Raw genomic sequence first — 26,172 nt, forward strand, 5'->3', positions numbered from 1 at the left:
ATACTAGTTTACCATTTTTTACAATTGTATGACAAATAGCATTGATAAATAACTTGAATAAAGAGCACAAAGCAGATTAGTAATATAACTAACCTGCTTTGTGCTCTTTATGATTTATGACATACTCATGATTTTTTTACTAATAAATTAACTATTTTAGTTTGAAAACCATTTATTTTCAATGTGTTTCATTCGGCCATCTTTTTTAAACTGAGATAGCGTTTGATTGACAGCTTGTCTTAATTGATTATCCGATTTACGGAAACCAACTGCTGTTTCATCAACTGAGAAGCCGCCAACTGTAACTGTATAGTTCTTAGGGTTAGTTTGATGTGCAACGTAATAGCGTGCATAATCTTCATCAATTAGTAGCCCATCAATTCGACCAGCATTCAAATCATTAAATGCTTTATCAAAAGTATCATAACCAACAACTTTTTGATCTTTAACATACTGCTTGAGTACCTTTGGATGTTGATTAAAACTTTCATCACCACTAGAAGCAGTTTGATCACCAAGAACTTTGTCTTGCATATCGGAAAAAGAATTAATATTATTTTTCTTTAACGTAACCAAAACTTGTGTGGCATTATGATAAGTATTAGAAAAAGCAACCTGCTTCTCACGAGCAGCTGTTTTAGTGTAACCATTCCAAATTGCATCAATATTACCAGTGTTTAGTTCCGTTTCCTTCATTGACCAATCAATTGGCTGCCACTTAACGGTGATCCCCATCGTTTTAAAAACAGCATTGGCCAAATCAACATCAAAACCAACAATTTTACCATCTTTGTCTCTAAATCCCATTGGTACAAAAGTATCATCCAAACAAATTGTAATCTGTTTATCTTGTTTAATACGTTGCCATTCATCAGTTTTTGATGTTTCTTGGTTAGCTTGAGAATTATGCTTAGCACCTGCACTTAATCCAATTACAAGCCAAACAACTATACCGACAAACAACAAACCAATAATTGAATTCACAACTATTTTTTTCTTCATGCTCACCATCAGCGTGCTACCTCCTTTGAAAAATCAAAGACTCGATCTGATACTATTTCCGCGAAAAATTGATCGTGTGTAATAATAAGTTGTGTCACACCACGATGTTTCAGGGTTTTAACAATTTCAGCAACTTGCTTAGTTGATGCTTCATCTAGACCACTTGTTGGTTCATCATACGCTAAAATTTGTGGATCCATCGCTAACGCTCGCGCAATTGCCGCACGCTGCTTTTGTCCACCTGACAATTGGAAGGGATACAATTCCGCCTTGTTCAACATGCCTAATGTGTCAAGAATACTGCGAGCTTGATCTTTGGCTGCTGCTTTATCAATTTTATTAACATTAATGGGCGCCAGAATAATATTGTCTAACACCGTATAATTTGGGAAAAGATTAAAATCCTGAAAAATCAAACCAACTTTAGCGTCTGTACGTGTTCCATCAACTGGTAACTGTTCACTATTTAGAGTCACTTTACCGGCATCTGCGGTCTCTAAACCAGCTAATATTTTAATCAAAGTCGTCTTTCCGATACCAGAGGGACCAACAATGCTAAGTACCTCACCATCAGAGACAGTTAAATCTAAGTCCCTAAAAATAGTATTATTATTATATGTTTTAGTTAATTTTTTAATTTCTAACATTGCTTATCTCCAAATGTTTAAACGTTTTTCGGTGCGTCGCAATAATACAGTCACAATCGCCGTCATGATAAGATAAATTAATCCAACGAGTAAATAAGGAATTAATGTCACATCACGACTGGCTGCGATATTACCTGCACGTAAGATATCGCCTAACCCAATAACGTAAACTAATGACGTATCTTTAACCAGGTTAATGACTTCATTGCCAAAGGACGGTACGACAATTTTAATTACTTGGGGTAGCACAATCTTAAAAAATGTTTGTATTTTTGTAAAACCCAACACCTTGGCCGCATCGTATTGGCCACGAGGGACAGATTGCAACCCACCACGGAATATTTCAGCCAAATAGGCCGCGTAGTTAATAATAAAAGCAATAATAGCTGCTTCGAATCTTGGAAAAGAAATACCCATCATACCTAATCCATAATAAACAAAAATTAATTGTAGCAATAATGGTGTCCCCCGCATAATCCAGATGTACCCATTAATTAGCCAACGAATCGTAAAATATTCAGATTTCATACCAAGGGATACAATGATTCCCAATGGAATAGACCCAATAATTGTGAAAAAGAATACCCCCAATGTCATTTTTAAACCTGACAACAAACTCGGTAATAATTCTAGAAAATAGTTCATCAGTTACTCCTTCTTTAAACGTCATTATTAATAACGTTCCCTTTAATTAAAAAAACTCTTGCAAAATATTTTGCAAGAGGACGCGTCAGCGTGATACCACCTCAGATTTTAATTTTGTTCACACAAAACTACTCTGTCAGTCTTTTATAGTGAACACAAAAACGCCCTCTGAATACAATTGTATTCAGAGGCGTTTTTACGCGGTGCCACCTCTTATCACACAATCATCACTGATTATGCCTTACTAAGTCAAAAGACTGTATGCGGTAACGGGCAATTCCGACATGATCTACTTCATTCAATCACACACTCGCAAATGTGTTTCATTTAACATAATCGTTTGCTCACATTACCCGCAAACTCTCTGAAGAAAATGTTAAACTACTCTTCTGCTCAACGTTTTTTAATATAATTCTTATTATAGCCTTTTTATTATTATTGTCAATATTTATTTTAAAAACTGAAATAATGACCAGGTGGGATAGTAACAAATTGTCACTACAATAATATTCAAAACAGCAGTTGGCAATACTTCAAATGCAAAAAAAGTGACCAAACTAACATTTGCAATACCAATGATAAATCCAGCACCATAGGTAACAACGAGATAAACAATTAATCCAATCAAGAATATGGATATGCCACTCAGCAAACGCTCATCTAATATTTTGTGCAGCTGTTTCATCACAGCAACTGCTGCGATAAATGCCAGCGTATAAGTACCGAAAATTCCTGTATAATACATGTCAAATAATATGCCAATGAGTATAACATATAGCCAAAAAGGCATGTCTTTATCTACCTCAAATTGAACAGCATAAAAGAGCCAAACCAATGTGAGCGTTGGTAGGATATACCATGGAAAGGCAGTCAAAATACCACCCATACCAGCCATTAGTGAACCATCAACAAATAATAAAAAAAATAAAAGCGCCGGATATACAACTCGTAATCGTGTTAACTGCCAAAATGCCATTATTGCGCTCCGATCTGTGATACGGCAACAACGACTGTTGTAACATTGCCCAAATCAGCCGCTGGCTCAATATTAATACGCTTAGACAACCCATAGTCATCTCGGGTCACACTTGACACTTTTCCAACATAAAGTCCGGCAGGAATAACACCACCCAATCCCGATGTTTCAACTAAATCACCAGCTTTAATCTGATTTTCTGATGTTACTTGGCTCATTATTAACTGATTTTTTTCACGGTTAAAGTTCGTCACAATGCCATTAACATCCCCATTACCGCCCTTTATTGTAATCGCAAATCGATTCGCATCTTCACTTGTATCAGATATTAGCGCCACCTTCGAATTAGTTGTATTTACCTCGCTAATTCGACCAATAATGCCAGCGCCAGACAATACTGGCATACCTTTTTTAAGACCTGATTTTAGTCCTTTGTTAATAACCAACTGAGACTGCCATGTCGTTGGTGATCGACTAATAGTGACCGCGGATACTGTTTTATAATCTGTCAAAGTTGCTTTGAGCTTCAATTGATTTTTAAGTGTTTTATTTTCTTCTTCGACTGTTTGAAGTCTCACCTTATCTTGTGCGAATTCATCAATTTTTGATTTTAATTCACGATTCTCTTCAAACGTATCTAATAAATTACCAATACTATTAGCTGAACGGCCAATGGCTGTAGTTGGTACTGAAATAATACGACTCACACCACCAGCTAAATCATTGCCAAAACGCTGAAAAAAAGGTGGCGTGTTTGTTCGTTTTGCCCACCAATTGGATCCCGCTATCAGCCCCACAATCACAATGAGCGAAATAATAATTGTTACAACAGCGCGCGACGAAAATATTTTACGCATTTTGTATCCCCTTGTTTCAAAAATAAAAGCGTAGCGCAAGCGCTACGCTGGTGTTCAATTTATCTCATTTACTATTTAACTTTGTCGCATCACGTCAATAGACTTCAACGCCTCACCTGTGCCAATTGCCACAGCATCAAGTGGTTCATTAGCAATTAAGACTGGTACCTTTGTCGCTTCTTGAATTATTTTATCCATATCACGCAGCATTGCGCCACCACCAGTTAATACCATGCCATGATCAATAACATCCGCAGCTAATTCAGGTTGTGTAGATTCCAAAGTTTCGCGAATTGCAACAACAATTTCTTGGACTGGCTCTTGGATAGATGTCGCCACATCTTCAGCTGTTACATCAATTGTTTTTGGTAAACCAGTCAACAAATCTCGTCCTCGTACTGATGCATTAGGTAATGTTCTTGCTAATTCTAATGAAGCTGCACCAATTTCAATTTTCAAACGTTCTGCTGTTGGTTCCCCAATGGTCACATTATATTTATTACGTACGAAGTTAGCAATTGCTTCATCCAGTTTATCTCCGGCTATCCGAATTGAACGACTCGAAACAATGCCACCCAACGAAATAGTAGCAACATCTGTTGTACCACCACCCATATCCACAACCATAGAACCTGTTGGATCCATAACGGGTAACCCTGCACCAACAGCTGCAGCAAAAGGTTCTTCAATAACGTACGCATCACGAGCACCTGCGACACGGGCAGCATCAATAACAGCGCGCCGCTCTACAGCGGTTACACCTGAAGGCACACCAATAGTAACATATGGCTTACCAATACGACCACCTAGTGCTTTTTGCAAATAGTAACGAATCATTGCTACTGTGGTATCATAATCTGCAATGACACCATCTCGCATTGGCCGAATAGCTGCAATACTTGCTGGCGTTCTGCCAAGCATATCTTTTGCTTCTGAACCCACAGCAACTACTTCGTTTGTTTGTGTATTTCGCGCAACAACAGACGGTTCACGCAAAACAATACCACGTCCTTCAATATATACATATGTGTTGGCCGTACCAAGATCGATACCGACGTTTCGTTGTCCAAATGAAAATGCCACTATGCTGCCCCTTTTGTGCTTTCTATTATCAAAAAATGTGCACACCTTATTTTATGCTTAACTTATAATATTGTAGCATAAAAAAGCGTTTCGCTGCCGATTAATTTGCACGGACATATTTAATGTTACCTTGCTTTCCCGCAACGCCTCGAATACGGTTTTGCGATGTGAAATCTCGCCAAATTTTTTGAAATGCAGGAAATGTTTCTGGTGTGATAGCAATTTCATCAATTTTACCATCACGTAAGTCGATTAATAATTGTTCATAATCCATTTAGTCACCTCACAATATAGTATACAATATTTTCTTTTAGCACTCAAAACAAAAGAGTGCTAATTTTAATTGTAATTTAATATTAAGGTGTTATACTAAGATTATATTATAGAAAGGAAACGTGTGAAATCACTGACAAACGACTTGTTTACTTAGTGCAATATCTCACACGACTTAATATTATGGCATCACAAGACCCATTTGGATTTGGCAATATTAATTTTGATGAAATGATGCGTGCAATGAACGAACAAATGCAGTCTGCACAACCTGACAATCAAGCTAATATTAACCAACAACAGAATAAAAAAGATAAAACTAAAAAAAGACCTACCTTACTAGAAGAATATGGAATTAACCTTACACAACAAGCACGTGATGGTAAGCTTGATCCAGTAATTGGCCGTGATTTAGAAGTTGCGCGTACGATTGAAATACTTAACCGTCGAACAAAAAATAACCCTGTTCTCATTGGCGAACCTGGTGTCGGTAAAACAGCGGTAGTTGAAGGTTTAGCGCAAGCAATTGTTGAAAACAAAGTGCCTGAGAAATTACGTTCTAAAGACGTCATTCGTTTAGCCATGTCTGCTATGGTTCAAGGCACTGCTATGCGCGGACAATTTGAAGCGCGTATGCGGCAATTAATGAAAGAAGTAGCCGACAATGATGATGTGATTTTATTCATTGATGAAGTTCACGAGATTATGGGCGCTGGTAATGCGGAAGGCGGTATGGACGCCGGCAATATCTTAAAGCCAGCCTTAGCTCGTGGCGAATTCCAACTCATTGGTGCCACGACCTTAAATGAATATCGTAAAATAGAAAAAGATGGCGCAATCGCACGCCGTTTTCAACCTGTTCAAATTGAAGAACCATCAAAAGAGGCTACAATTCAAATATTGAAGGGTATTCAACAACGTTACGAGGCATACCATCATGTCACTTTTACCAATGATGCCATAACTGCTGCTGTTGAATTATCGGATCGTTATGTCCCTGAACGATTTTTACCAGATAAAGCAATTGATTTAATTGATGAAGCTGGCTCTCGTAAAAATTTGACCATGACAATTGCCGATCCAAAAGCAATTCAAACAAAAATAGATGCTGCCGATCAATTGAAGCAAGACGCAATTGACAAAGAAGATTTTGAAAAAGCAAGCTACTGGCGTGATCAAACCAATCAGCTCGAATCTCAAAAAGCTCAAGTTGAAGCGCACCCAGAGATGTTCAAACCACAATCTGTGACCGAAAAAGATATTCTTAAAATCATTGAAGATAAAACAGATATACCAGTTGGCGATTTAAAAGATAATGAAGCCAATCAGTTACAAGAACTAGACAACCAATTGGCTCAACATGTTATTGGACAAGACATTGCCGTTCAGACAGTTGCCAAAGCCATTCGCCGTAATCGCATTGGTCTGACGAAATCAGGTCGTCCAATTGGCTCATTCTTATTCGTTGGTCCTACTGGTGTCGGAAAAACTGAATTAGCTAAGCAACTAGCACAAGAAATGTTTGGCAGTAAAGACGCCTTAATTCGTTTCGACATGTCTGAATACATGGAAAAACACGCTATTTCCAAAATGATCGGTGCCCCAGCTGGCTATGTTGGCTACGAAGAAGCTGGTCAACTAACTGAGCAAGTAAGACGTCATCCTTATTCACTGATTTTAATTGATGAGGTTGAAAAAGCGCATCCTGATGTGACGAATATGTTCTTACAAATTTTAGACGACGGTCGCTTGACTGATGCACAAGGTCATGTTGTCAGCTTCAAAGATACTGTTATCATTATGACTTCAAATGCTGGTTCAACTGATACTGGTAACGTTCCAATGGGATTTAATCAGCTAGACGCACAAAACAAATTATTACAACGTTTAGAAAATTATTTCCGACCCGAATTTTTAAATCGTTTTGACGATATTATTGAATTTGAACAATTATCAAAGACAAATCTCTTAACAATCGTCGATCTCATGTTAGCAGATATGAACAATAATTTAGCTGATAATAATTTACATGTTAGTGTGAGTGACGCGGCAAAGTTAAAATTGGTAGCACTTGGTTATAACCCCGCTCTTGGCGCGCGACCACTACGTCGTGTTTTACAAGATAAAATTGCAGATCACTTAGCTGATTATTATCTAGCACATCCTGAAGTAACAGATCTATATGCAGATATTGATGTTGATACAGATGATATCATTATTTCTCAAAAAGAATACATCAAGGCATAAACGTGGCTTTGAAATAAAAATAACCCGATTTTTTATGTGGCAGCTCACCGGTACTCTCTTGGTAAGCTGCTTTTTAATTTAACCAATAAACGCATGGCAATATAGTATAATAATTATTAATGAGGTGATCTACTAATGAACGAAGTTTTAAAAGAACAATTTTTAATTGACAAATTATCCGATGACCAACAAAGTGTCATTGCTGACATGAATGCCTACATTAATGACAGTATTGCAAAACGGCAACATGCTGTGCAACATGCTGTCGCTATCATTCAAGGCGCTGCAGGTACTGGCAAATCCGTTGTTTTGATGCAACTTGTTCGACAATACATGACAGATAAACACTATAAAACAGCATTAGTTGTTAATCATCCAGAACTTTATAAAGCCTACCAAGATATGGCAAAAGATTTTTCTGGACTCAACCCACGTGATATTCGGCGACCAACTTCACTCATTAATGATGCACAAAAAAATAATCACAAATATGATGTTATTTTTGTTGATGAAGCACACTTATTATATTCAAAATCTGAGCCCTACGCTCACTATCGTGGTAAAAATCAGCTGACTGATTTAATACATTTAGCCAAAATTGTTGTAGTAGTGTACGATTTTAATCAAGTTTTTCAATCAAAAATGTACTGGTCACAAGAGCTATTATTAGATACAATTGGTACCCATCCCTATCAGCAGTTTAATATGGATTTTCAATATCGCATGATTGCCAGCGATGCACAAGTTGATTGGATGGATAAGCTAACCGCACAAAAACCAATTGCACCGTTTCCTAACAATAGTCATTTTGAATTCGAAGTTTTTTCCACTGCCGGCGCCCTTTACGAAAAAATAAAGGTTAAAAATAAAAAATTTGGTTTAAGCCGTGTTGTAGCAACATCGGGATTTCCTCGAATTAATGGTCGACACAATGTCGAAATGGATTCTTTTTCATTACCTTGGGATGAATGGGATCCGCAACGCACACACTGGGCTAAAAGAGAATCTTCTATCACACAGGTTGGCACAATTTATACGTTGCAGGGTTTTGATTTGAATTATGTTGGCATGATTATTGGCCCATCCTTTGGTTATGATGCCAAAACGGACAGCATGACGATTATCCCAGAAAAATACTCGCACAAAGAAATTTTCAAAAAACGTCAAGATTTACAATTCACATCAGAACAATATCAAGAATTTATTGCTAACGTATTAAATGTATTAATCAAACGTGGTAAATATGGTCTCTATATAACAGCTTATGATGATGCTTTACGTGAACGACTACTGACTTTGCAACACGACAATTAATCATTTGTAATTTAGATTGATTGTTTTTTATTTTTTCAGCACATATGATCACTAAAAAATCGTATGATATTGAGTGGATTTCACTGAATATCATACGATTTTTGTAACTAAAATTGTTAGTGTCTATAGTTTACCGATTAATTTCAAGTGTTCTGACGTTGCCATTTTGTTAGGATTTGTTCCCAGTTGATTTAGTGGTACGTCAACACCTAATTTCAAATAATAAGCAGACCAGAAGTCTGATATTTGGTGTTCGCCATCCCCAAACTGCATGATTTCCTCATCAAAATCAATCACACCCTTGAATACATCCGCCACTAACTGAGAACAATAAACCCCTGGATCATCTTTATAAAATGAAAAATTATAAGGTCGATTTTCAAACCGGCGGGCACGCGCAACAACGCCATCGCTATTTTCAACTTTTGGTCGATAGACATCCACGTGATTAGATTCTTCTAAGAACACAGTCAGTGTTTGTATCACAACGCCATAGCGCGGACTTGCATGAATCACGTGCGTGCTATCCATGGCAATAGCCACATGAACATAATTACCAGTTGATGCAGCAATTGCTTCGTCCATATCATGATGTTGATTTGGCACAAAAAGTAAATCGGCAGTTTGTATTTCCATGTCTCTACTCATCCCTTATACTAACAGTCTACTGCCAAACTTCACTCAAAAGATGCGTTTCTTCTGGTTTCGGACCAACAGCAAAACTTAATAATTCAACTTCAAGCAATTCCGAGATCCGTTTTAAATAATTTTGAGCATTAATTGGTAAAGCATCAAAAGACTGCACTTTGGTAATGTCTTCATCCCAACCAGGCAATGTTTCACAATTAACATCTAATCCATCAAACCAAGTGTCTGATGCCGGAAAATGATGAATTTCTTCACCCTTATACGTGTATGATGTCGCAATTTTCAATTCTTTCAAGCCAGACAACACATCTAACGAATTAATTGCTAATTTAGTCAAACCAGATACTTGAACGGCATGACGCAATGCCACTGCATCTAACCACCCAATACGTCGTGGGCGTTTAGTCACAACACCGTATTCATGGCCAACTTCGCGAATATGTGCCGCAATATTATCATGCAACTCCGTTGGAAACGGTCCTTCACCAACACGTGATGTATAGGCCTTAATCACACCGACAACATCTTGTATTTGTTTAGGTCCCACACCTGCACCGTTCATCACACCACCAGCTGTTGGATTTGAACTTGTGACATAGGGATACGTGCCATGATCAACATCTAACATAATCCCTTGTGCGCCTTCAAAAACAACACGTTTTTTATCAGCCATTAGTTGCCCTAACAAATAGGAAGTATCCGTCACATAAGGCGCTAATAAGCGACCATATTCAACATAAGTGTCGTAAATATCATCATAATCTAATGCTTCTTCACCGTACAATTTTGTCAACTGATCATTTTTAAATGGTAAATATTCTTTAAGCAGTTTTGAAAAAACCTCTGGATCAATTAAATCAGCTATACGAATACCTACACGAGAAATTTTATCTGTATAGGCTGGACCGATACCCTTTTTAGTCGTACCAATACGATTATTTGATGCTGACTCAGCTGCTTTATCCAATGCAATATGGTATGGCATAATCACATGTGCACGATTGGAAATACGCAAGTTTTCAATCGAAATACCTTTTGATTCAACTTTATCGATTTCTGCAAGCAATGCTTCAGGGTTAACGACAACGCCATTACCTAAAATCGCCAACTGACCTTTAGTCAAAATACCAGATGGCAGTGCTGATAGTTCAAACTTAGTATCACCATGCCAGATTGTATGTCCAGCATTATTGCCACCCTGATATCGGACAACTGCATCTGCATTTTCCGAAAAAAAGTCAACTATCTTTCCTTTACCTTCATCGCCCCATTGCGAACCAACAACAATTACACCAGACATATTTTTCTCCTAGTACATCCTCAGCTGCTTTCAGACGGGATAGGTTTATCGGAGAAAGTCCTGCGATTCAAAGAATCAACAGTGGCTTGTTTGCGCCTATCCGTGAGTGTCCCTCTGTGAGTATACGTTTTATTTTTTAGTAAAAAACGAACATTTTTATTGAAAACGTCTTTTACTTATTCATTTTACCATATTACAAAGTAGTTAGATAGCGTAAAATAATCAAAATGTTATTGTTATCCTCACCACCCTATATCACATCATACTCAAAATAAAAAGGACGATATTGTCCTTTAATTAACTATTTCATAATGGTTAAAATGGCTTTTCGCATCCCTACGTTATCTTCTGCTGTCCCCAAAGCAATTCGAATCCATTCTGAATTTAAATGATCATTGACTTGGTAACCCTGAGATAATAGATATTCACCAACTTTTTTCGTATCACCAACTTTAATCCAAATAAAATTAGTTTGTGAGTCATAAAAAGTCAAGTTATTGTCACGTAAAAATGTTTGAAACTGCTTTCTTTCAACTTGTGTCTTTGTGACCACTTGGTTCAAATAATTTTGATCCTCAACCGCTGCAGTAGCGCCAACAATTTGATAAGTATTTAGATTATAAGGCAACCGCACTGCTTGCATCACACCATACAACGGTTCTTGCATAATACCATAACCAACTCGTAAATTTGCTAAACCGTAGGCTTTTGATAAAGTACGCAACACAACAAGATTAGTATAATTTTTGACATCTATCGCAACCGTTGCATCTGGCTCATCAACAAAATCATAATAGGCTTCATCGACGACCAATATAACTGTCTTTGGTAACTTTTCCAAGAAAGCTAAAATGTCCGACCGCTTTTCAAACACACCCGTTGGATTATTCGGGTTAGCTAGCCATACCATTGAAGTCTTCTCATTTACTGCTGCTAGCATCGCATCAAAATCAACTTGACCCGTTTCTAGTTTCACTGGTATTTTTTTTGTATCGGCTTGCTCTATTTGTGCATGCATGGCATATTCACCAAATGTTGGATCTGGGATAATAATATTTGATCCTGGCGTTAATACTGTCCGTGTCAATAATTGAATCAATTCATCAGCGCCGACACCAAATACCAAACTTTCAGGCGCCACGTGATCATGTTTAGCAACTGCTTCTCGCAAGACTGTAGCTTGACCATCTGGATAGTATCCCAAAATATCATCAGCTGTTGCTCTAATTGCTTGGTACACTTTTGGTGATGGCCCATATACTGATTCATTAGCTGACAAACGTGCTAAGTGTGATAAACCATATTTAGCTTTAACAGCCTCCGCAGGTAATTCAGCCTGATAAGCCTTCATATTCTTAATTGATTCTTTCATTATTCAAACTCTCCAATCTTTGCGCTCATGCAAACGTGATTCCTGACCTTCACGAGAACCCAGTTCATCTTTGATGTCGTCAAGTGAGACATCCTTTTCAACTAATAATACCATTAAATGAAACAATAAATCAGCAGTTTCATAAATTAGTTCATCATTCGTGTTTTTTGCACCAAGAATTACCTCTGTTGATTCTTCACCAATTTTTTTTAGAATTTTGTCTAGCCCTTTATTGTAAAGGTAATTTGTGTACGAGCTTTCTTCTGGCTTACTTTTGCGATTCAGTGCTTGCTCATAAAGTGATTCAATTGATTGTTGCGTCATAATTATTTCTCCCTTAACAACGCTATCTATCGTTGTTCATTAATTTGACAATAGCGTTGAGTTGTCAGTTTTAAAATCAATATCAATCACAGGGTTAAAAAAACATGAGTACCTACCTGTGTGACATGCTACACTATTTGGTATCACTTGAATAAGTACTGTGTCCAAATCACAATCCAAAGTCATAGAGACAACTTGCTGTGTATGACCGCTGGTTTCCCCTTTGTGCCATAATTCAGCACGTTCTCGTGACCAAAACCAAGTTTCACCCGTTGATTTTGTCAATTCATAACTCGCTTCATTCATATATCCCAACATCAAAATAGCCCCAGTTGTGACATCAGTTATAATGGCTGGCACGAGATTGTTTTGATAAGGTTTATTAAAATCAGGTGTTTGCTCAATTGTCATAGCCTCATAACCAACCCTTCACGATGTAAACTTTCCTTTAAATCTGGTAGTGCTATCTTGCCATAATGAAATACAGAAGCGGCAAGCGCAGCATCTACATGCCCAGATTTAAATACGGTAACAAAATCAGATTTTTTCCCCGCGCCACCACTAGCAACAATCGGTACATTAACTGCTTGAGTGAGTGCTTGATACAATGCGATATCGTAGCCATTTTGCGTACCATCAGTATTCATGCTTGTTACTAATAACTCACCAGCACCGTAGTGTACCATTTTTTTTGCCCAACTAATTGTTTCTAGATTTGTGGCTTTCGTTCCCCCAGAAACATAGACCCGGTGCATCTTTAAATTTTCATCCCATTTAGAATCAATTGCCCCAACAATAGCCTGTGAACCAAAAGTTTCTGCACCTTGACGAATAATATCAGGATTAGCAACAGCTGCTGAATTCAAAAACACTTTGTCAGCACCTGCTTGAATTATAGCGCGTATGCTTGCTAAATCAGTTACCCCACCACCAGCCGTTAAAGGAATAAAAACAGCAGACGAAACACGCTCAAGCATCTCTATCATTGTTGTTCGTCCTTCCAAAGTTGCCGAAATATCTAAAAAGACAAGTTCATCTGCACCAGAATTTTGATAAGCAATTGCCGTATCAACTGGGTCACCAACATCTTGCAAGTTGAGAAAATTAATGCCTTTCACAACACGACCGTTTTTAACATCAAGTGCCGGTACAATACGTTTTGCTAATGCCATACTATTCCTCCAATTCAGCCAACTGTGTCAGCGATATGCTGCCTGAAGCTAAAGCCTTGCCAACAATAATATCTTGTATACCGGCTTGATTTAAAGCAACTAAATCACTCATTTGCGCGATACCGCCACTAGCTATAATATTAGCCGTCACAAAGTGTTGTTGTAGTTTAGCTAATAGGTCAATGTTTGGTCCTTGAAGCATGCCATCACGAGCCACATCAGTCACAATAAAATGTTTCACGCCAATCGTTATCATGGCAGACAATAATGTTTCAAAATTAATATTTGACTGTTCAAGCCATCCCTCTGTTGCAATTTTTCCATCTTTGCCGTCGATACCAACAGCAATCAATTCACCATATTTTTCAACTGCTTGGCGTACCAAAGTGGGATTTTTTAAAGCAACTGATCCAAGAATAACACGATTTATTCCGGCATTGTAGTATTGTTCAACTTGGTCTAGCGTTCGAATACCCCCACCAACTTCTAGAAAACCAGTAAAGTTTTGCCGTATGGATAGGATCGTCTTGAGGTTAGCTGCTAAACCGGATTTTGCACCATCTAAATCAACAACATGTAAAGCATGTAGACCGGCCTTATCAATTTTTTTTGCTTGTGCAATGGGATCTGAGTCGACTACTGTGACGGCATTGTAATTGCCTTGTAATAAGCGGACGGACTGACCACCTAGTAAATCAATTGCAGGTAATATCACACGTTCACCGCCTTATCTGATACCATATTTGCAAAGGCTTGCCAAACACGCAATCCAACTTCACCAGATTTTTCTGGATGAAATTGCGCCCCAATAATATTATCTTTTATAACAATACTTGGCACTTGTACACCATAATCAACACTAGCCGCAATATATTTCGTATCCGTTTTTACATAATATGAATGGACAAAGTAAGTAAACTCATTTTTAATGCCTTGCGTTAAAGTATTCTCAATCGCAACGCTGTTTTGATTCCATCCCATTTGCGGCACTTTAAAACCAGTATTTTGTGGTAATTTCACTACTTCACCTGGAATAAGTCCAAATCCCATTGTTTCACCAAATTCTGTTGATGAATCAAATAATAACTGCATACCTAAACAAACCCCTAAAATTGGTGTACCATTGTTTGCTGCTTTTTGAATTGGGACTACAAGTTGGTTCTCATTGATTTTGTCCATGGCCGTTTTATAAGCGCCAACACCAGGAATAACAAGACCATCTGCTGCTAAAATTTCGGAAGGATCTCTTGTTAATTTTGCTGACAATCCCACATACTTTATTGCTTTCATGACATTGAAAATATTACCAGCGCCATAATCAATTACCACAATAACCGGATTTTCTTTTGACATTAAATCACCCCTTTGGTTGAATTAACACCTTTAATTTCAGGATTAATTGTCACTGCTTGGCGCATTGCACGCCCCATTGCTTTGAAAATGCTCTCAATTTTATGATGTGTATTACGACCATAAAGCACTTCGATATGCACATTGGCACGTGCTTGGTCTGCAAATCCTTGCCAAAAATCTTCAACCACTTCTGTTTCAAATGACCCTAACAATGGTGCTGACAGTTCTGCTTGAAAAACTAAGTAGGCACGTCCAGATAAATCTACTACCGCACGTGACAAAGTTTCATCCATCGGTATCAATTGTGCACCATAACGTTCAATACCTGATTTGTCACCTAGAGCTTGCGTAAATGCCTCACCTAATGCAATGCCAATATCTTCAGTTGTATGATGTGAATCAACGTTCAAGTCACCATTAACTGTTACTTGCAAACCAAAACGGCCATGTTTGGCAAATAGTGTGAGCATATGGTCAATATACCCAATGCCCGTATTCACTGAAATTGACGTTTGTTCATCGATCGCTAACGTTAATTTGATTTGTGTCTCAAATGTATTTCTAGTGATGTTTGCTATTCTTGACATCGTGAATTCATCCTTTTCTATTCTATCCATCTCTATACATTAATATTAAGTTACTTATGACTGACGAATTTCAATTGCGCGAGCGTGTCCTTCCAGACCTTCTTCACGTGCTAACACTGTGACATCATTAATGTCATCTAATAATGCATCTTTTGAATAATACAAATATTGAATACGTTTTTGAAAATCCCAAACACCCAATGCAGAACTAAATCGCGCTGTGCCACCAGTTGGCAAAATATGATTTGGTCCAGCTAGATAATCACCTAATGGCTCAGAAGCGTATTTACCTAAAAATACTGAACCTGCATTTTGTATTTTATTGATGTAATCATATGCATTTTCAAGCTGAATTTCCAAATGTTCTGGCGCAACTGCATTCATTAAATCAATCATATTATCAATTGTATCAACTAAGTAAATGAAGCCATTATTATCAATCGCATCGCGAGCAATAGCTGCCCTTGGCAAAGTACTTAACTGGACATTCACTTCGTCAGAAACTGCCTGGGCTAGTTTTTCTGAGTTAGTAATTAAAATGGCGCGCGCATTACTATCGTGTTCAGCCTGTGACAACAAATCAGCAGCTACATCTTTAGCTCGCGCTGATTCGTCAGCCAAAATACCAATTTCTGATGGTCCAGCAATCATATCAATAGCCACTTGGCCAAAAACGGCACGCTTAGCTGTCGCAACATAAGCATTTCCTGGTCCCGTAATTTTATCTACCTGTGGTATTGATTCGGTTCCGTAAGCTAACGCTGCAATTGCTTGTGCGCCGCCAACTTGATAAATACTATCAATACCAGCAATTCTCGCTGCAACTAATACAGCATCATTTAAGCCATTTTTTTGTGGTGGTGTTACCATAATAATGTTTTTCACACCAGCAATTTTAGCTGGTAATGCATTCATCAAAACAGATGATGGATATGCTGCTGTTCCCCCTGGCACATAAATTCCTACTGCCGACAATGGCGTGACTTTTGTGCCTCTTGTCACACCAGAACGTGGTGAATCTTCAAAAGACTGTTGCAATTCTAATTGATGAAATGAGCGAATATTTACGGCTGCTTTTTCTAATGCTCTTATCACTGCAGGATCAACATTTTTAACTGCTAAATCAATTTGTTCTGCACTCACTTTCAATTCGTCCAGCGAGACATGATCAAATTCTTCGGCATATGCTCTTAAAGCAATGTCTCCTTTTTCGCGTACGGTCTTAATAATGTTTGTCACTCGTGATTCAACAAGTGGATCACTTGTTTTTGATGTTTGTTGACGTATACGTGCTTTGATTTGATCGATTGACTCATTTTTAATAATTTGCATCATTCTTTCCTCACTTTTTCTGATTTAATAACATGATTAAGTTTTCAATCACTTGTTTTAATTCTGATTGGAATTGTAATAAAGCGCCCGGTCGTACAAGGAGATGTGTTGCTACTTCCCCAACTGTGTCATAGATAACAAGATTATTTTCACGTAAAGTGTCACCGGTTTGCGTAATATCGATAATCGCATCTGACAAACCAGTTAACGGCCCTAACTCGACCGAACCTGACAATTTAACTAATTCAACATCTTCTCCATGTTGTGAAAAATAATGGCTGGCCATTTTAGGATATTTAGTTGCAATACGTTTACGTTGTATCCCATCAATCTTAAAATTTGGGGGCGCTGCTAGCACAAATGCCGCTTGTCCCGTTTGTAGGTTCAAAACATCATAGTGATTTTGAATTTGTTCAGCAATTGTATCTGAACCGACAATGCCAACATCACCAATGCCACGATCAAGGTACTTAACAACATCATCAGCTTTTACTAAAATAAAGCGATAAATACCATCTGGACTATCAAACACTAACTTTCGATCTTGATTTTCTAAAGGCGTTGTGTCAATACCAGCTGATTTTAATAACGGGCGCGTATCCTTTTCAACGCGCCCTTTGGCCAGCACGACAACAATTGGTTCATCAGGGTTATGATCTGCCGCCTCGCGTTGCCATTCAGCCATAATTGTATCAATATTAAAGCCCATCCCTACTGCCGGTAAGCTTTCTGTTTGAAAACTTTCTAATAGGCGGTCATAACGACCACCACTAAAGAGATAACGTCCCAAACTTGGTACAAATCCACGTATAATTGTGCCCGTATAATAAGGCTGTGGGGATGCCGCTGCAAGATCAACAGTAACAGCCACATCAGGGTAATGTTCATGAATGAACGTCGCTAATTGCAGCCAACAATCAACAAGATCATTTACTTCCGGTAAATCTTGTAACTGCCACATCACAGTTTCACCATCTTCACCAAATGCCAAGGGCCATCTTTTTAGGTGTGCCGGAAACTCTTTTATTGTTATTCGAACTTTTTCAAAAGCTGTCATGTTTTTACTTTCAATCGCTTGTTTAAGTAATTTTTGCTGTTTACTTGATATATCTAGCGTGCCTAATACACGATCAATTAATCTTGTATCGCTAATCACAACTTGAACATCTGCAATCTCAAATTGTTGCGCAAAATCTAACATAATGTCCAATGCCTGTATTTCAGCCTCAAAACTGCTATCACCAATTAATTCAATACCGGCCTGTGTCTCCTGATTGTATTCTCCAGATAGGTAATCAGTACGTCGAAAAACATCACCAATATAGTAAAATTTTTGAACACGTGCTTGTTGTGATTTAGACGCTAAAAACCGCGCAACAGGTAAAGTTAGATCTGGTCGCAACACAAGATTTTCACCAATTTGATCACGCAAATGAAACACATTATCATGTTGATATTGTTCAAAAACACTTTCTCGTTCAATCAATGGTGTATTAATGGCCACAAACGCTTTTTTATTTAATGTTTTGCTGATCAAATGCGTTATTTGTTGTTTTTGTACCAGAGCTTCACCAAATTCATCATGTGACCCTGCTGCTAAGATTTTATCGCCCATCAATTTCTCCTAATTATCATATTTTTCCAATAAAAAAACGTCCTTGCAAACTATAATCATAGTTTGCAAGGACGTTTACGCGTGTTCCCACCTTGATTTTAGATAAACTTACGCCTATCTACTCATTCACCCATTAAAAACAGGTGTACTCGGTATCGGGAGTTTCCGAAATGACTTTTAATCATTTCTCTCATCGGTGTGTTTCATTAAATACGTAGGCGCTCATCTCAATGCGTTAGCTTAAGCACTTTCTGTACAACGTGATTTCAATTACTTTTCCGACTTTAGAAATTATTTATTAGATTAAACTAATCATACACCCATAATATTATATGTCAACACTTACTTTTCTTTTTTTAAAATATCAGATACAGTCATATTATAAAATTGGCCGACAGCACTCACCTCGTGTGCATCAGAACCATAAACTAATTCAATCCCTAGATCATTTGCTTTTTTGACAATATCAAGTGTTGGATAAGTTTCACCATTATAAGGTTTGCTGAGTCCAGCTGCATTATAATCAAGTTGAAAATGATTATTTTTAATTTGCATTAACAGATCATCAATTCGTAATTGGTTATCAACATCAAACCTCGGTAGATTAAAATATTTTTGGTACTTTCGAATTAACGTCATATGTCCAATTCTAACCACAATGTCATTTGGTAAAGTTGCCGCAAAACGTACACTTTTTTGCACTGTATTAAAATAGTTTTTAAATACCGTTTGTGGCAAACTATGAATCTCAGGAAAGTACTTTGCTAACGTATCTGGATCAAAATCAATTGGTGCAACTAACTTATCATGGTTTGGCAAAAAGTGAACTGATATAACTAATTCATCTAACCAGTCTGCTTGCATGATTATAAATTGCCGTAATTCTGTTTCATAGTTTTCTAAATAGTCGAGCTCAAAACCACTTTTGATAGCAATTTGATCAGCATATTTTAACTGAACACGTTTAACTTCTTTTTGGTACGCTGCTAATTCTGTGATCAACATTGCCGAACCGTGACGTGCCTCACTTGGCCCTGTGAAATGCTCTAAAAACATTGTGGGTAATGGTGCGTGCTCGGTTACCACGTATTCTGTGAATCCTAATGAAATTGCCCGCTCAATATAATCATCTAATGGTTCATGAGATCCATGATGTGAGAATTGTGTATGTGTATGACCATCTTTTTTTATCATTGTTGTTACTCCCTTAAAACATTGTAACAAATACAACAAAACTATTGTCATACAACGAATTTATTTTAACTTTTCGTAGGTATTCCTTGTTCATCATGATACAATTTTGTATCATATATTTTGATGAAAGGTAGGTAGATTAGAAAGGCAATGATAACACAAAGTATGGCTAATACTGACGCCCGCCAATCAACAGTACTAATGAAAGCACCTATTCCGGCTGGTGATGGCCACGGTGCCTGAATAACAATAGGTCGAATAAAGTGGAAATTAATTGCCGCGTAAGCTACTGATGCTGTAACCATTGGTGCCAAGAAAAATGGAATAGCCAGATAAGGATTATAGACAATAGGCAAACCAAATATTAATGGTTCATTAATGTTAAACAGCGACGGTACAATTGAGGCGCGACCTAATACTTTTAGTTGCTCAGAGCGTGCAAGCAAAGCAATAAAGATACACAACCCTAATGTCGCACCTGAGCCACCTAAAATTGCAAACGAATTATTAAACTCTCCAGCAAATGGTATGTTTGCACCGTGCGAATTTGATACCATATTGGCTAAGAAAATAGGTGTAATAAATGCAGAAATAATATTAGCACCATGAATACCAACAATCCAAAGCGCATGGATCAAGAATTCAATTACCATAATACCTAGCCAAGTGTTTGTCATGCTCGTGACAAAACTAAATGGAATGGCAATCATTTTAAAAATGTCAGTCCCAAGGAGTACCAATCCACCATTGATAGCTAGTACCACAAAAGCAATCACAAACGTTGGAATTAAAGCAGTAAAAGATCGAGATACGCCTTCAGGTACAGCATCGGGCATTTTGATCGTCCAATTGTGCTTGACACAGAAAGTATACAACCACACTGCCAAAATTGCCATAATAATAGCCGTGAAAATACCACTTGTGCCAATTCTATCAATGGTGCTGGTCATTCTAAATCCATTGATCACTTTTTCATTATCAGTAATAGAGTTCAGTAAAACAATTTTACCGCCCTTCATTACTAGTTCAGGCAAACACATGAAGAAAGCAAACAATGACAAGAACGCACCGTTTAGCGGTGCAACTTTTAATTTATCTTCTGTTTGAATAATACGGGTTAATTCAAATCCAATGGCTAAACTGAAGTACATCGCCAAAATACCCATCGTTGCTGTGTTAGCAATCATGTAAAGATCACTAAATTTAAAGAATGTTGCATTGAAAAAACCGGTTAAAGGATGAAACACAGTAGGTAATATATTCAAAACTAATATCATTGATCCAACAATTGTAAATGGAATAGAAGCCATTCCTGCCGCCATAATTGCGCGAACAATTCTGTATTGCGCTATTTTGGTCATTGGCTTCAGCAACACTTTTTGTAAGATATTAAACAAACGTCCATTTTCCATAACTACTTCATCTCCTTATTATCTTTAAGAATGGCTTGGTATGCTACCAAGCGCGAATAGTATTTATCATGGTTACTTGCAATTAAATTCAACCTTCTGTTAACTACAAGAATTAAACCAGTGCCAAGTAACAACAAAAATAGAACAGTATATCGATTGTTACTCGTATTATTTACAAATTGAAATAATGATGCAAATAACGGTGTCATAGTACTAATCATTAAAACAACATTTAAAATTGCTTGTGTTCTAAAGAATAGTTTTGAATAAACTAATTGATTCGTGTGTGTTCCAAATAATTTAATCTGTTCAACAATAGCAAGTGAAGCGATCACCATAATGACTAATGGTATGACAACGACCCAAGTATGGCGCATCAGTAATGCCCAATATAAATTAACAAAGAAAAAGAATGCAGTGGCATAACGGACCATCATAAAGCGATTAAATTGCATACTTTTGAGGCTCATATCTTGACGATTTTTTTCAATTGCATTCGCTAATATTTTATCTTTCGATTGTGGTGTTTGCCTTCTCTGGCTTGCTACTGTCTTCAATATTTTTTACCTCCCTGTATAGATTTTGCATCTCAATAGCCATTTCACGTAAAGTCATTGTTGTCATGAGGTGATCTTGTGCATGGACTAAAATAATTTCCATATCAATTTTAGTCCCAGCAGCATAGGTTTGGAGTAGATTAGTTTGTGCCTTATGTGCTAATAATAATTCTGCGTTAGAATCTTTTAACTTCTGCTCGGATAATTTAAAATCTTTACGTCGCATGGCTTCAAATGCTTCATGTATGTTTGTACGTGAATTACCACTGTGTAAAATAATTTCAAATGCAATGACTTGAATTTCTTCAGAATTCATGTATTTTTACCTCCTTTCATCAAAAGCATAAATTTTTTTCGAAATTCAGAAAAATCTTTAGCCAAAATTAATTCAGCCTGTTTTTCCGGATTTTCTGCTAAGTAAACGATAGTCTGTGTCGTTTCTGTCAAACCTTGGTTATTCAAATAGGACGGAGATAAAAGAAAAACAAGTTTGATACTAGGATAGTCAGTAGACCATTTTAAGCCAGATGGTATGACACCAATGGCGATTTTAGGTACTCTGCTCATTGCTCTTGCCGGATGAGGTACCGCGATGACATCGCTAAAGGTTATGGCACTGAGAAGCTCACGATGCGCTATTTGATCCAGCAACTCTTGTTTGAAATCTGATGGTTCATCGGTAGTAATCATATCACTCAATTGATCTAAAACATCTTTGCGATACGTTGGTTCATCCCAAATTTTAAAACGTGAGCTGTCGGTAAATTGGTCAAAATAACTTAACACCTGACTTGTATTTGCTTTCTCTGTTGTCATACTCAGCTGTTCTGGATTAACGCGTATATGATCCAAGAAATGTTTCAAATTTTTAATATCAACTTCGGTCAAAAAAACGCTAACTTGAATGACAGGTATTTTAAATACCTGTGTCGATAAATCAATTGCGCTAATGATAAGATCAACACCTTTTAATGCCACATCATCAACTTCATAATAACCTTTAACACCAACAATATTTAAATGTTTCCCAAATTCCTTCTCCAACCGATTATTGAGCAATTGCGCCGAGCCATATCCTGTTGCACAAATAATCAAAACTCTCGGTTTATTCAAATCTCTATATTTTTCTGATGTTGCCATTAAATGCAACGTTAAATAGGCTATTTCATCATCATTGATGTCAAATCGAGACAAGTAGGTTGATAGTTTAACATAGCGTTTAACATCTAAAAAATACGATGGATAATTTGTTTTTATTTCTTGTAGCAGTGGATTTTTAAGTTGTAACCCTTGCTCAAGCCTGATAATCATGGGCCTCAAATGTTCAATAAGATTCTTTCGTAATTCATAATCCTGAGATACTGGTAACCCAGTATCTCTTTCAATCTGTTGTAAAACAAGGTCAAGATCCTTTTGCAAAGTTTCATCACTCGTTATATTAGGATTTTTGCCTTTAGCCATCAATTGAATTGTTAAATATGCTATTTCACTTTCCGGCATTTGCAAATGATAATTTTTTTCAATACGCTTAATAATTTTTTTGGCTACAGCGTAAACATTGTCTATCTCAGGTGTATTTTCGAGTGTTATTGATTGTAATTCAAATCCGCCCGCCATACGTTGTACACTAAGTGCAATATATAAAACAATGTTTTGAATGGTAAAATCCGTTAAATGAATGCCAGATTCGCGACATTCATCAAGTACAATAATTGTAATTTGATCAAAACTAATTGTTTTAAAAAATGATTTGTTTTCCATGTAATGTTGAAACGAATTATCACTATGCGTGAAAAAATAATCTAAAATAAAATGTCGTCTATTGCGCTCCAATCCTGTAATAAAAACACCCTTGTTAGGTTTGTTTTCAATTGTAAGTGCATATGGTATTAAGTTTTTCCTAATAATTGATAAATCTTTTGACAATGTTGACCGCGTCACAAATAATCGTTCAGCTACATCATCTATTAAAAAAGTTCGATTTTCAATGACAAGTTTGTTAAGAATATATTTTTGACGGTCAGAAATGTCAGTCTCATCAGAATCATCTGTCTGCCATTGTGATAATTGATAATCTTTATTTAAAAATAAATCAAATGTGACTGGATGAGAGATGTGTAGTCGATAACCAAAACTAGGTTTAGCTTCAAATGTTGCGCCATGTAAGTTTAATTTTATTTTCAATATTTTGATGTAATTTCGAATAGTTCTTGGTGATAGTGACAAAACACCAGCTAATTCATCACCGGTCACAAAACGATTCTGATTATCTAATAAATAGCGTAATAAATCGCTTTCTTTTTGCCTCATCTTCACACCTCACATTGCCAACGATATTTGCTTCTTTTAAATACTTTCCTCAACCAATTTGGCCATTTTTTCGATACCCATTGGAATAGGAATATAAGCATTAAACGGAATAGAAACGACTGGTTTTCCGACCTCTTGCCCTATTTTTTGAAAACCATCAAGATACATGCTTGTCTGGGGGCTAACTAGATACAAATCAAAGTCGCCTGCACGAATAGCATCCTCTCCCTCTGTAGCAGTGATAGCATCCATTTCGATATCTTTATGTTGCTCTTTAAAATAATCAGTTGTTTTTTTTGCCATCATTGATGATGACATACCTGCTGCGCAAATAATCAATGCTTTCTTCATAATAAATTTCCCTTTCTATTTAAGGTTTTCACCATTTGACGTAATGACATCTTTAAACCAATAAAATGAATCTTTCTTACTACGCTTTAAAGTCCCTTCATCTTTATTATTTTTATCCACATAGATAAAGCCATAACGTTTATCCATTTCTCCAGTTCCGGCCGACACTAGGTCAATGCACCCCCAAGGTGTGTAACCAATCAAATCAACACCATCTTCTACAACAGCAAGTATCATTTGACGAATATGCTCGCGCAAATAATCAATACGATATGGATCGTGTATCGTTCCATCTGCCTCAACTTTATCATATGCGCCAAAACCATTTTCAACAATGAATAAAGGTAAATGATATTTATCAGTAAACCAATTTAATGCATAACGTAAACCTTTAGGGTCAATTTGCCATCCCCAATCGCTGGCCTCCAAATAGTTATTTCTCACTTGACTATTTTGGGGTGTCATATCATCAAACGTGGTCTCACTATTTTTCTTGACAGCATGTGACATATAATAACTAAATCCAATGTAATCAACAGTTCCAGCCTTCAGATCTGCTTCATCTTGCGGCGTGATGTTAATATCAAATCCCTTGCGTGACCAATATTTTTTCAAAAACTCTGGATAAAAGCCATTAACATGAACATCAGCAAAGAAATAATTTTTTTCCATTGCTTTTTGAGCGGCCAAAACATCATCTGGATTCATAGTTGCTGGATAAACAGGTCCCATAGCAATCATGCAGCCAATTTGAAAATTGGGGTTAATTTCATGTCCTAATTTAACAACACGAGCACTAGCTACTAACTCATTATGAGCTGACTGATACATACCTTCCTCTCTATTTTCGCCTGGTTTAAAGCGCAAACCAGAATTAGTAAACACCAAGAAATCACTATCATAATTTGCCTGATTATTTATTTCATTAAATGTCATCCAATATTTGACTTTGTTTTGATAACGTTTAAAGCATGTCACAGCAAATTTAACAAACAAATCAATTAATTTACGGTTTCGAAAACCACCATACTTAGTCACGAGATTATAAGGTAGCTCAAAATGTGAAAGCGTGATAATTGGTTCAATATCATTTTTTAGCAATTCATCAAATAAATCGTCATAAAACTTCAATCCTGCTTCATTTGGTTCACTCTCTTCTCCAGTAGGATATATTCTAGTCCAAGCAATTGATGTTCTGAAACATTTAAAGCCCATTTCTTTGAATAAAGCAATATCTTCTTTGTAATGATGGTAAAAATCAATTGCTTCATGATTAGGATAATATTCATCTGGCATAATACCATTTGTAATGGCACGTTCTTGTCCTGGACTACCAACAGTCATAACATCCGCAACACTAATGCCCTTGCCCCCCTCTTGCCAACCGCCTTCTAATTGATGCGCGGCAACCGCACCGCCCCAAAGAAATTCTTTTGATAAACTGTTACTCATCTTTTATTCCTCCTTTTATTATCTACATTTTATCAAGAAAGCGCTTACATTTCCATTTAGTTATTTGCCACATACTTACGGCAATAATCATCTTTATCACTTAAAAATGATTAAATTAAAAAACTTTGATATAGGATTTCTCCATTATC

General features: G+C 36.9%; 27 protein-coding genes and 1 other annotated feature. Of the genes, 2 read left to right on the forward strand and 25 right to left on the reverse strand.

What is annotated here, in order from left to right; all coding sequences use genetic code 11:
- Positions 1–156 precede the first annotated feature (156 nt).
- From EUI_RS0106570 to EUI_RS10645, 7 genes are all read right to left on the reverse strand, one after another.
- On the reverse strand, positions 157–1,011 hold the full coding sequence (locus EUI_RS0106570; RefSeq protein WP_010016940.1) for an amino acid ABC transporter substrate-binding protein: 855 nt from the start codon (positions 1,009–1,011) through the stop codon (positions 157–159).
- A complete protein-coding gene (locus tag EUI_RS0106575) occupies positions 1,011–1,649 on the reverse strand; it encodes an amino acid ABC transporter ATP-binding protein (protein ID WP_010016942.1) in 639 nt (212 codons plus the stop codon). The genes EUI_RS0106570 and EUI_RS0106575 overlap by 1 nt, the downstream gene beginning before the upstream one ends.
- A 3-nt stretch (positions 1,650–1,652) precedes the next feature.
- Entirely contained in the window at positions 1,653–2,294 is a 642-nt protein-coding gene (locus tag EUI_RS0106580; RefSeq protein WP_010016943.1) for an amino acid ABC transporter permease, read from the reverse strand.
- A gap of 73 nt (positions 2,295–2,367) precedes the next feature.
- Positions 2,368–2,700: a binding site (T-box leader), on the reverse strand.
- A 42-nt stretch (positions 2,701–2,742) separates the two neighbouring features.
- Positions 2,743–3,270 (reverse strand): rod shape-determining protein MreD, encoded by a 528-nt coding sequence (gene mreD / locus EUI_RS0106585; protein WP_010016944.1) that lies wholly within the window; start codon positions 3,268–3,270, stop codon positions 2,743–2,745.
- Complete coding sequence (gene mreC, locus EUI_RS0106590; RefSeq protein WP_010016945.1) at positions 3,270–4,127, reverse strand: rod shape-determining protein MreC; 858 nt, start codon at positions 4,125–4,127, stop codon at positions 3,270–3,272. Before mreC ends, mreD begins: the two co-directional genes overlap by 1 nt.
- Before the next feature lie 75 nt (positions 4,128–4,202).
- Positions 4,203–5,210 carry a rod shape-determining protein gene (locus EUI_RS0106595; protein WP_010016948.1) on the reverse strand — a complete coding sequence of 336 codons (1,008 nt, stop codon included), beginning with the start codon at positions 5,208–5,210 and terminating at the stop codon, positions 4,203–4,205.
- Between the two features lie 100 nt (positions 5,211–5,310).
- On the reverse strand, positions 5,311–5,484 hold the full coding sequence (locus EUI_RS10645; RefSeq protein WP_010016949.1) for a hypothetical protein: 174 nt from the start codon (positions 5,482–5,484) through the stop codon (positions 5,311–5,313).
- 182 nt (positions 5,485–5,666) lie between these two features.
- Between EUI_RS10645 and EUI_RS0106605 the strand changes: the two genes are divergently transcribed.
- Together EUI_RS0106605 and EUI_RS0106610 are read left to right on the forward strand one after the other, a co-directional pair.
- Positions 5,667–7,730 carry an ATP-dependent Clp protease ATP-binding subunit gene (locus EUI_RS0106605; protein ID WP_010016950.1) on the forward strand — a complete coding sequence of 688 codons (2,064 nt, stop codon included), beginning with the start codon at positions 5,667–5,669 and terminating at the stop codon, positions 7,728–7,730.
- A 135-nt stretch (positions 7,731–7,865) separates the two neighbouring features.
- Positions 7,866–9,044 (forward strand): DUF2075 domain-containing protein, encoded by a 1,179-nt coding sequence (locus tag EUI_RS0106610; RefSeq protein WP_010016951.1) that lies wholly within the window; start codon positions 7,866–7,868, stop codon positions 9,042–9,044.
- 123 nt (positions 9,045–9,167) lie between these two features.
- Here the strand turns inward: EUI_RS0106610 and EUI_RS0106615 are convergent, their stop codons facing one another.
- From EUI_RS0106615 to EUI_RS0106700, 18 genes are all read right to left on the reverse strand, one after another.
- On the reverse strand, positions 9,168–9,680 hold the full coding sequence (locus EUI_RS0106615) for a YiiX/YebB-like N1pC/P60 family cysteine hydrolase (protein ID WP_010016952.1): 513 nt from the start codon (positions 9,678–9,680) through the stop codon (positions 9,168–9,170).
- A 28-nt stretch (positions 9,681–9,708) separates the two neighbouring features.
- Positions 9,709–10,992 carry an adenylosuccinate synthase gene (locus EUI_RS0106620; RefSeq protein ID WP_010016955.1) on the reverse strand — a complete coding sequence of 428 codons (1,284 nt, stop codon included), beginning with the start codon at positions 10,990–10,992 and terminating at the stop codon, positions 9,709–9,711.
- 301 nt (positions 10,993–11,293) lie between these two features.
- Complete coding sequence (hisC, locus tag EUI_RS0106625; RefSeq protein ID WP_010016957.1) at positions 11,294–12,364, reverse strand: histidinol-phosphate transaminase; 1,071 nt, start codon at positions 12,362–12,364, stop codon at positions 11,294–11,296.
- 3 nt (positions 12,365–12,367) lie between these two features.
- On the reverse strand, positions 12,368–12,688 hold the full coding sequence (gene hisE / locus EUI_RS0106630) for a phosphoribosyl-ATP diphosphatase (RefSeq protein ID WP_010016958.1): 321 nt from the start codon (positions 12,686–12,688) through the stop codon (positions 12,368–12,370).
- 39 nt (positions 12,689–12,727) lie between these two features.
- On the reverse strand, positions 12,728–13,099 hold the full coding sequence (gene hisI, locus EUI_RS0106635) for a phosphoribosyl-AMP cyclohydrolase (protein WP_010016959.1): 372 nt from the start codon (positions 13,097–13,099) through the stop codon (positions 12,728–12,730).
- Positions 13,096–13,860 (reverse strand): imidazole glycerol phosphate synthase subunit HisF, encoded by a 765-nt coding sequence (hisF, locus tag EUI_RS0106640; protein ID WP_010016961.1) that lies wholly within the window; start codon positions 13,858–13,860, stop codon positions 13,096–13,098. The genes hisI and hisF overlap by 4 nt, the downstream gene beginning before the upstream one ends.
- A 1-nt stretch (position 13,861) precedes the next feature.
- Complete coding sequence (gene hisA, locus EUI_RS0106645; RefSeq protein WP_010016963.1) at positions 13,862–14,575, reverse strand: 1-(5-phosphoribosyl)-5-[(5-phosphoribosylamino)methylideneamino]imidazole-4-carboxamide isomerase; 714 nt, start codon at positions 14,573–14,575, stop codon at positions 13,862–13,864.
- Positions 14,572–15,213, reverse strand: a complete 642-nt coding sequence (gene hisH / locus EUI_RS0106650) for an imidazole glycerol phosphate synthase subunit HisH (RefSeq protein WP_010016964.1) — start codon at positions 15,211–15,213, stop codon at positions 14,572–14,574. Before hisH ends, hisA begins: the two co-directional genes overlap by 4 nt.
- Entirely contained in the window at positions 15,213–15,800 is a 588-nt protein-coding gene (gene hisB, locus EUI_RS0106655; RefSeq protein WP_010016965.1) for an imidazoleglycerol-phosphate dehydratase HisB, read from the reverse strand. The genes hisH and hisB overlap by 1 nt, the downstream gene beginning before the upstream one ends.
- A gap of 54 nt (positions 15,801–15,854) precedes the next feature.
- Positions 15,855–17,132 (reverse strand): histidinol dehydrogenase, encoded by a 1,278-nt coding sequence (hisD, locus tag EUI_RS0106660; protein WP_010016967.1) that lies wholly within the window; start codon positions 17,130–17,132, stop codon positions 15,855–15,857.
- A gap of 10 nt (positions 17,133–17,142) precedes the next feature.
- Positions 17,143–18,747 (reverse strand): ATP phosphoribosyltransferase, encoded by a 1,605-nt coding sequence (hisG, locus tag EUI_RS10405; RefSeq protein WP_010016969.1) that lies wholly within the window; start codon positions 18,745–18,747, stop codon positions 17,143–17,145.
- 342 nt (positions 18,748–19,089) lie between these two features.
- Positions 19,090–19,941, reverse strand: coding sequence for a histidinol-phosphatase HisJ (gene hisJ / locus EUI_RS0106670; protein ID WP_010016970.1), 852 nt, complete (start codon positions 19,939–19,941; stop codon positions 19,090–19,092).
- Positions 19,942–20,006: 65 nt separating this feature from the next.
- The gene (gene celB, locus EUI_RS0106675; protein ID WP_029508537.1) at positions 20,007–21,338 is read right to left on the reverse strand and encodes a PTS cellobiose transporter subunit IIC; all 1,332 of its coding nucleotides are present in this window, start codon (positions 21,336–21,338) and stop codon (positions 20,007–20,009) included.
- 17 nt (positions 21,339–21,355) lie between these two features.
- The gene (locus EUI_RS0106680; protein WP_029508538.1) at positions 21,356–21,910 is read right to left on the reverse strand and encodes a hypothetical protein; all 555 of its coding nucleotides are present in this window, start codon (positions 21,908–21,910) and stop codon (positions 21,356–21,358) included.
- Positions 21,861–22,226 (reverse strand): PTS cellobiose transporter subunit IIA, encoded by a 366-nt coding sequence (locus EUI_RS0106685; protein ID WP_010016974.1) that lies wholly within the window; start codon positions 22,224–22,226, stop codon positions 21,861–21,863. The genes EUI_RS0106680 and EUI_RS0106685 overlap by 50 nt, the downstream gene beginning before the upstream one ends.
- Positions 22,223–24,220, reverse strand: a complete 1,998-nt coding sequence (locus EUI_RS0106690; protein WP_010016975.1) for a BglG family transcription antiterminator — start codon at positions 24,218–24,220, stop codon at positions 22,223–22,225. The genes EUI_RS0106685 and EUI_RS0106690 overlap by 4 nt, the downstream gene beginning before the upstream one ends.
- 36 nt (positions 24,221–24,256) lie before the next feature.
- Positions 24,257–24,571 (reverse strand): PTS cellobiose transporter subunit IIB, encoded by a 315-nt coding sequence (locus EUI_RS0106695; protein WP_010016977.1) that lies wholly within the window; start codon positions 24,569–24,571, stop codon positions 24,257–24,259.
- Between the two features lie 15 nt (positions 24,572–24,586).
- Complete coding sequence (locus EUI_RS0106700) at positions 24,587–26,023, reverse strand: 6-phospho-beta-glucosidase (protein ID WP_010016981.1); 1,437 nt, start codon at positions 26,021–26,023, stop codon at positions 24,587–24,589.
- Positions 26,024–26,172: the final 149 nt, after the last annotated feature.

Source organism: Leuconostoc gelidum subsp. gelidum KCTC 3527 (assembly GCF_000166715.1).
In the GTDB taxonomy this organism is placed as follows: Bacteria; Bacillota; Bacilli; order Lactobacillales; family Lactobacillaceae; genus Leuconostoc; species Leuconostoc gelidum.

Excerpts from the sequence above, each read along its gene's own strand:
- EUI_RS0106570 (WP_010016940.1), bottom strand. The coding sequence starts at position 1,011 with ATGGTGAGCATGAAGAAAAAAATAGTTGTGAATTCAATTATTGGTTTG.
- EUI_RS0106575 (WP_010016942.1), bottom strand. The coding sequence starts at position 1,649 with ATGTTAGAAATTAAAAAATTAACTAAAACATATAATAATAATACTATT.
- EUI_RS0106580 (WP_010016943.1), bottom strand. The coding sequence starts at position 2,294 with ATGAACTATTTTCTAGAATTATTACCGAGTTTGTTGTCAGGTTTAAAA.
- mreD (WP_010016944.1), bottom strand. The coding sequence starts at position 3,270 with ATGGCATTTTGGCAGTTAACACGATTACGAGTTGTATATCCGGCGCTT.
- mreC (WP_010016945.1), bottom strand. The coding sequence starts at position 4,127 with ATGCGTAAAATATTTTCGTCGCGCGCTGTTGTAACAATTATTATTTCG.
- EUI_RS10645 (WP_010016949.1), bottom strand. The coding sequence starts at position 5,484 with ATGGATTATGAACAATTATTAATCGACTTACGTGATGGTAAAATTGAT.
- EUI_RS0106605 (WP_010016950.1), top strand. The coding sequence starts at position 5,667 with ATGGCATCACAAGACCCATTTGGATTTGGCAATATTAATTTTGATGAA.
- EUI_RS0106610 (WP_010016951.1), top strand. The coding sequence starts at position 7,866 with ATGAACGAAGTTTTAAAAGAACAATTTTTAATTGACAAATTATCCGAT.
- EUI_RS0106615 (WP_010016952.1), bottom strand. The coding sequence starts at position 9,680 with ATGGAAATACAAACTGCCGATTTACTTTTTGTGCCAAATCAACATCAT.
- EUI_RS0106620 (WP_010016955.1), bottom strand. The coding sequence starts at position 10,992 with ATGTCTGGTGTAATTGTTGTTGGTTCGCAATGGGGCGATGAAGGTAAA.
- hisC (WP_010016957.1), bottom strand. The coding sequence starts at position 12,364 with ATGAAAGAATCAATTAAGAATATGAAGGCTTATCAGGCTGAATTACCT.
- hisE (WP_010016958.1), bottom strand. The coding sequence starts at position 12,688 with ATGACGCAACAATCAATTGAATCACTTTATGAGCAAGCACTGAATCGC.
- hisI (WP_010016959.1), bottom strand. The coding sequence starts at position 13,099 with ATGACAATTGAGCAAACACCTGATTTTAATAAACCTTATCAAAACAAT.
- hisF (WP_010016961.1), bottom strand. The coding sequence starts at position 13,860 with ATGGCATTAGCAAAACGTATTGTACCGGCACTTGATGTTAAAAACGGT.
- hisH (WP_010016964.1), bottom strand. The coding sequence starts at position 15,213 with ATGTCAAAAGAAAATCCGGTTATTGTGGTAATTGATTATGGCGCTGGT.
- hisB (WP_010016965.1), bottom strand. The coding sequence starts at position 15,800 with ATGTCAAGAATAGCAAACATCACTAGAAATACATTTGAGACACAAATC.
- hisD (WP_010016967.1), bottom strand. The coding sequence starts at position 17,132 with ATGCAAATTATTAAAAATGAGTCAATCGATCAAATCAAAGCACGTATA.
- hisG (WP_010016969.1), bottom strand. The coding sequence starts at position 18,747 with ATGGGCGATAAAATCTTAGCAGCAGGGTCACATGATGAATTTGGTGAA.
- hisJ (WP_010016970.1), bottom strand. The coding sequence starts at position 19,941 with ATGATAAAAAAAGATGGTCATACACATACACAATTCTCACATCATGGA.
- EUI_RS0106685 (WP_010016974.1), bottom strand. The coding sequence starts at position 22,226 with ATGAATTCTGAAGAAATTCAAGTCATTGCATTTGAAATTATTTTACAC.
- EUI_RS0106690 (WP_010016975.1), bottom strand. The coding sequence starts at position 24,220 with ATGAGGCAAAAAGAAAGCGATTTATTACGCTATTTATTAGATAATCAG.
- EUI_RS0106695 (WP_010016977.1), bottom strand. The coding sequence starts at position 24,571 with ATGAAGAAAGCATTGATTATTTGCGCAGCAGGTATGTCATCATCAATG.
- EUI_RS0106700 (WP_010016981.1), bottom strand. The coding sequence starts at position 26,023 with ATGAGTAACAGTTTATCAAAAGAATTTCTTTGGGGCGGTGCGGTTGCC.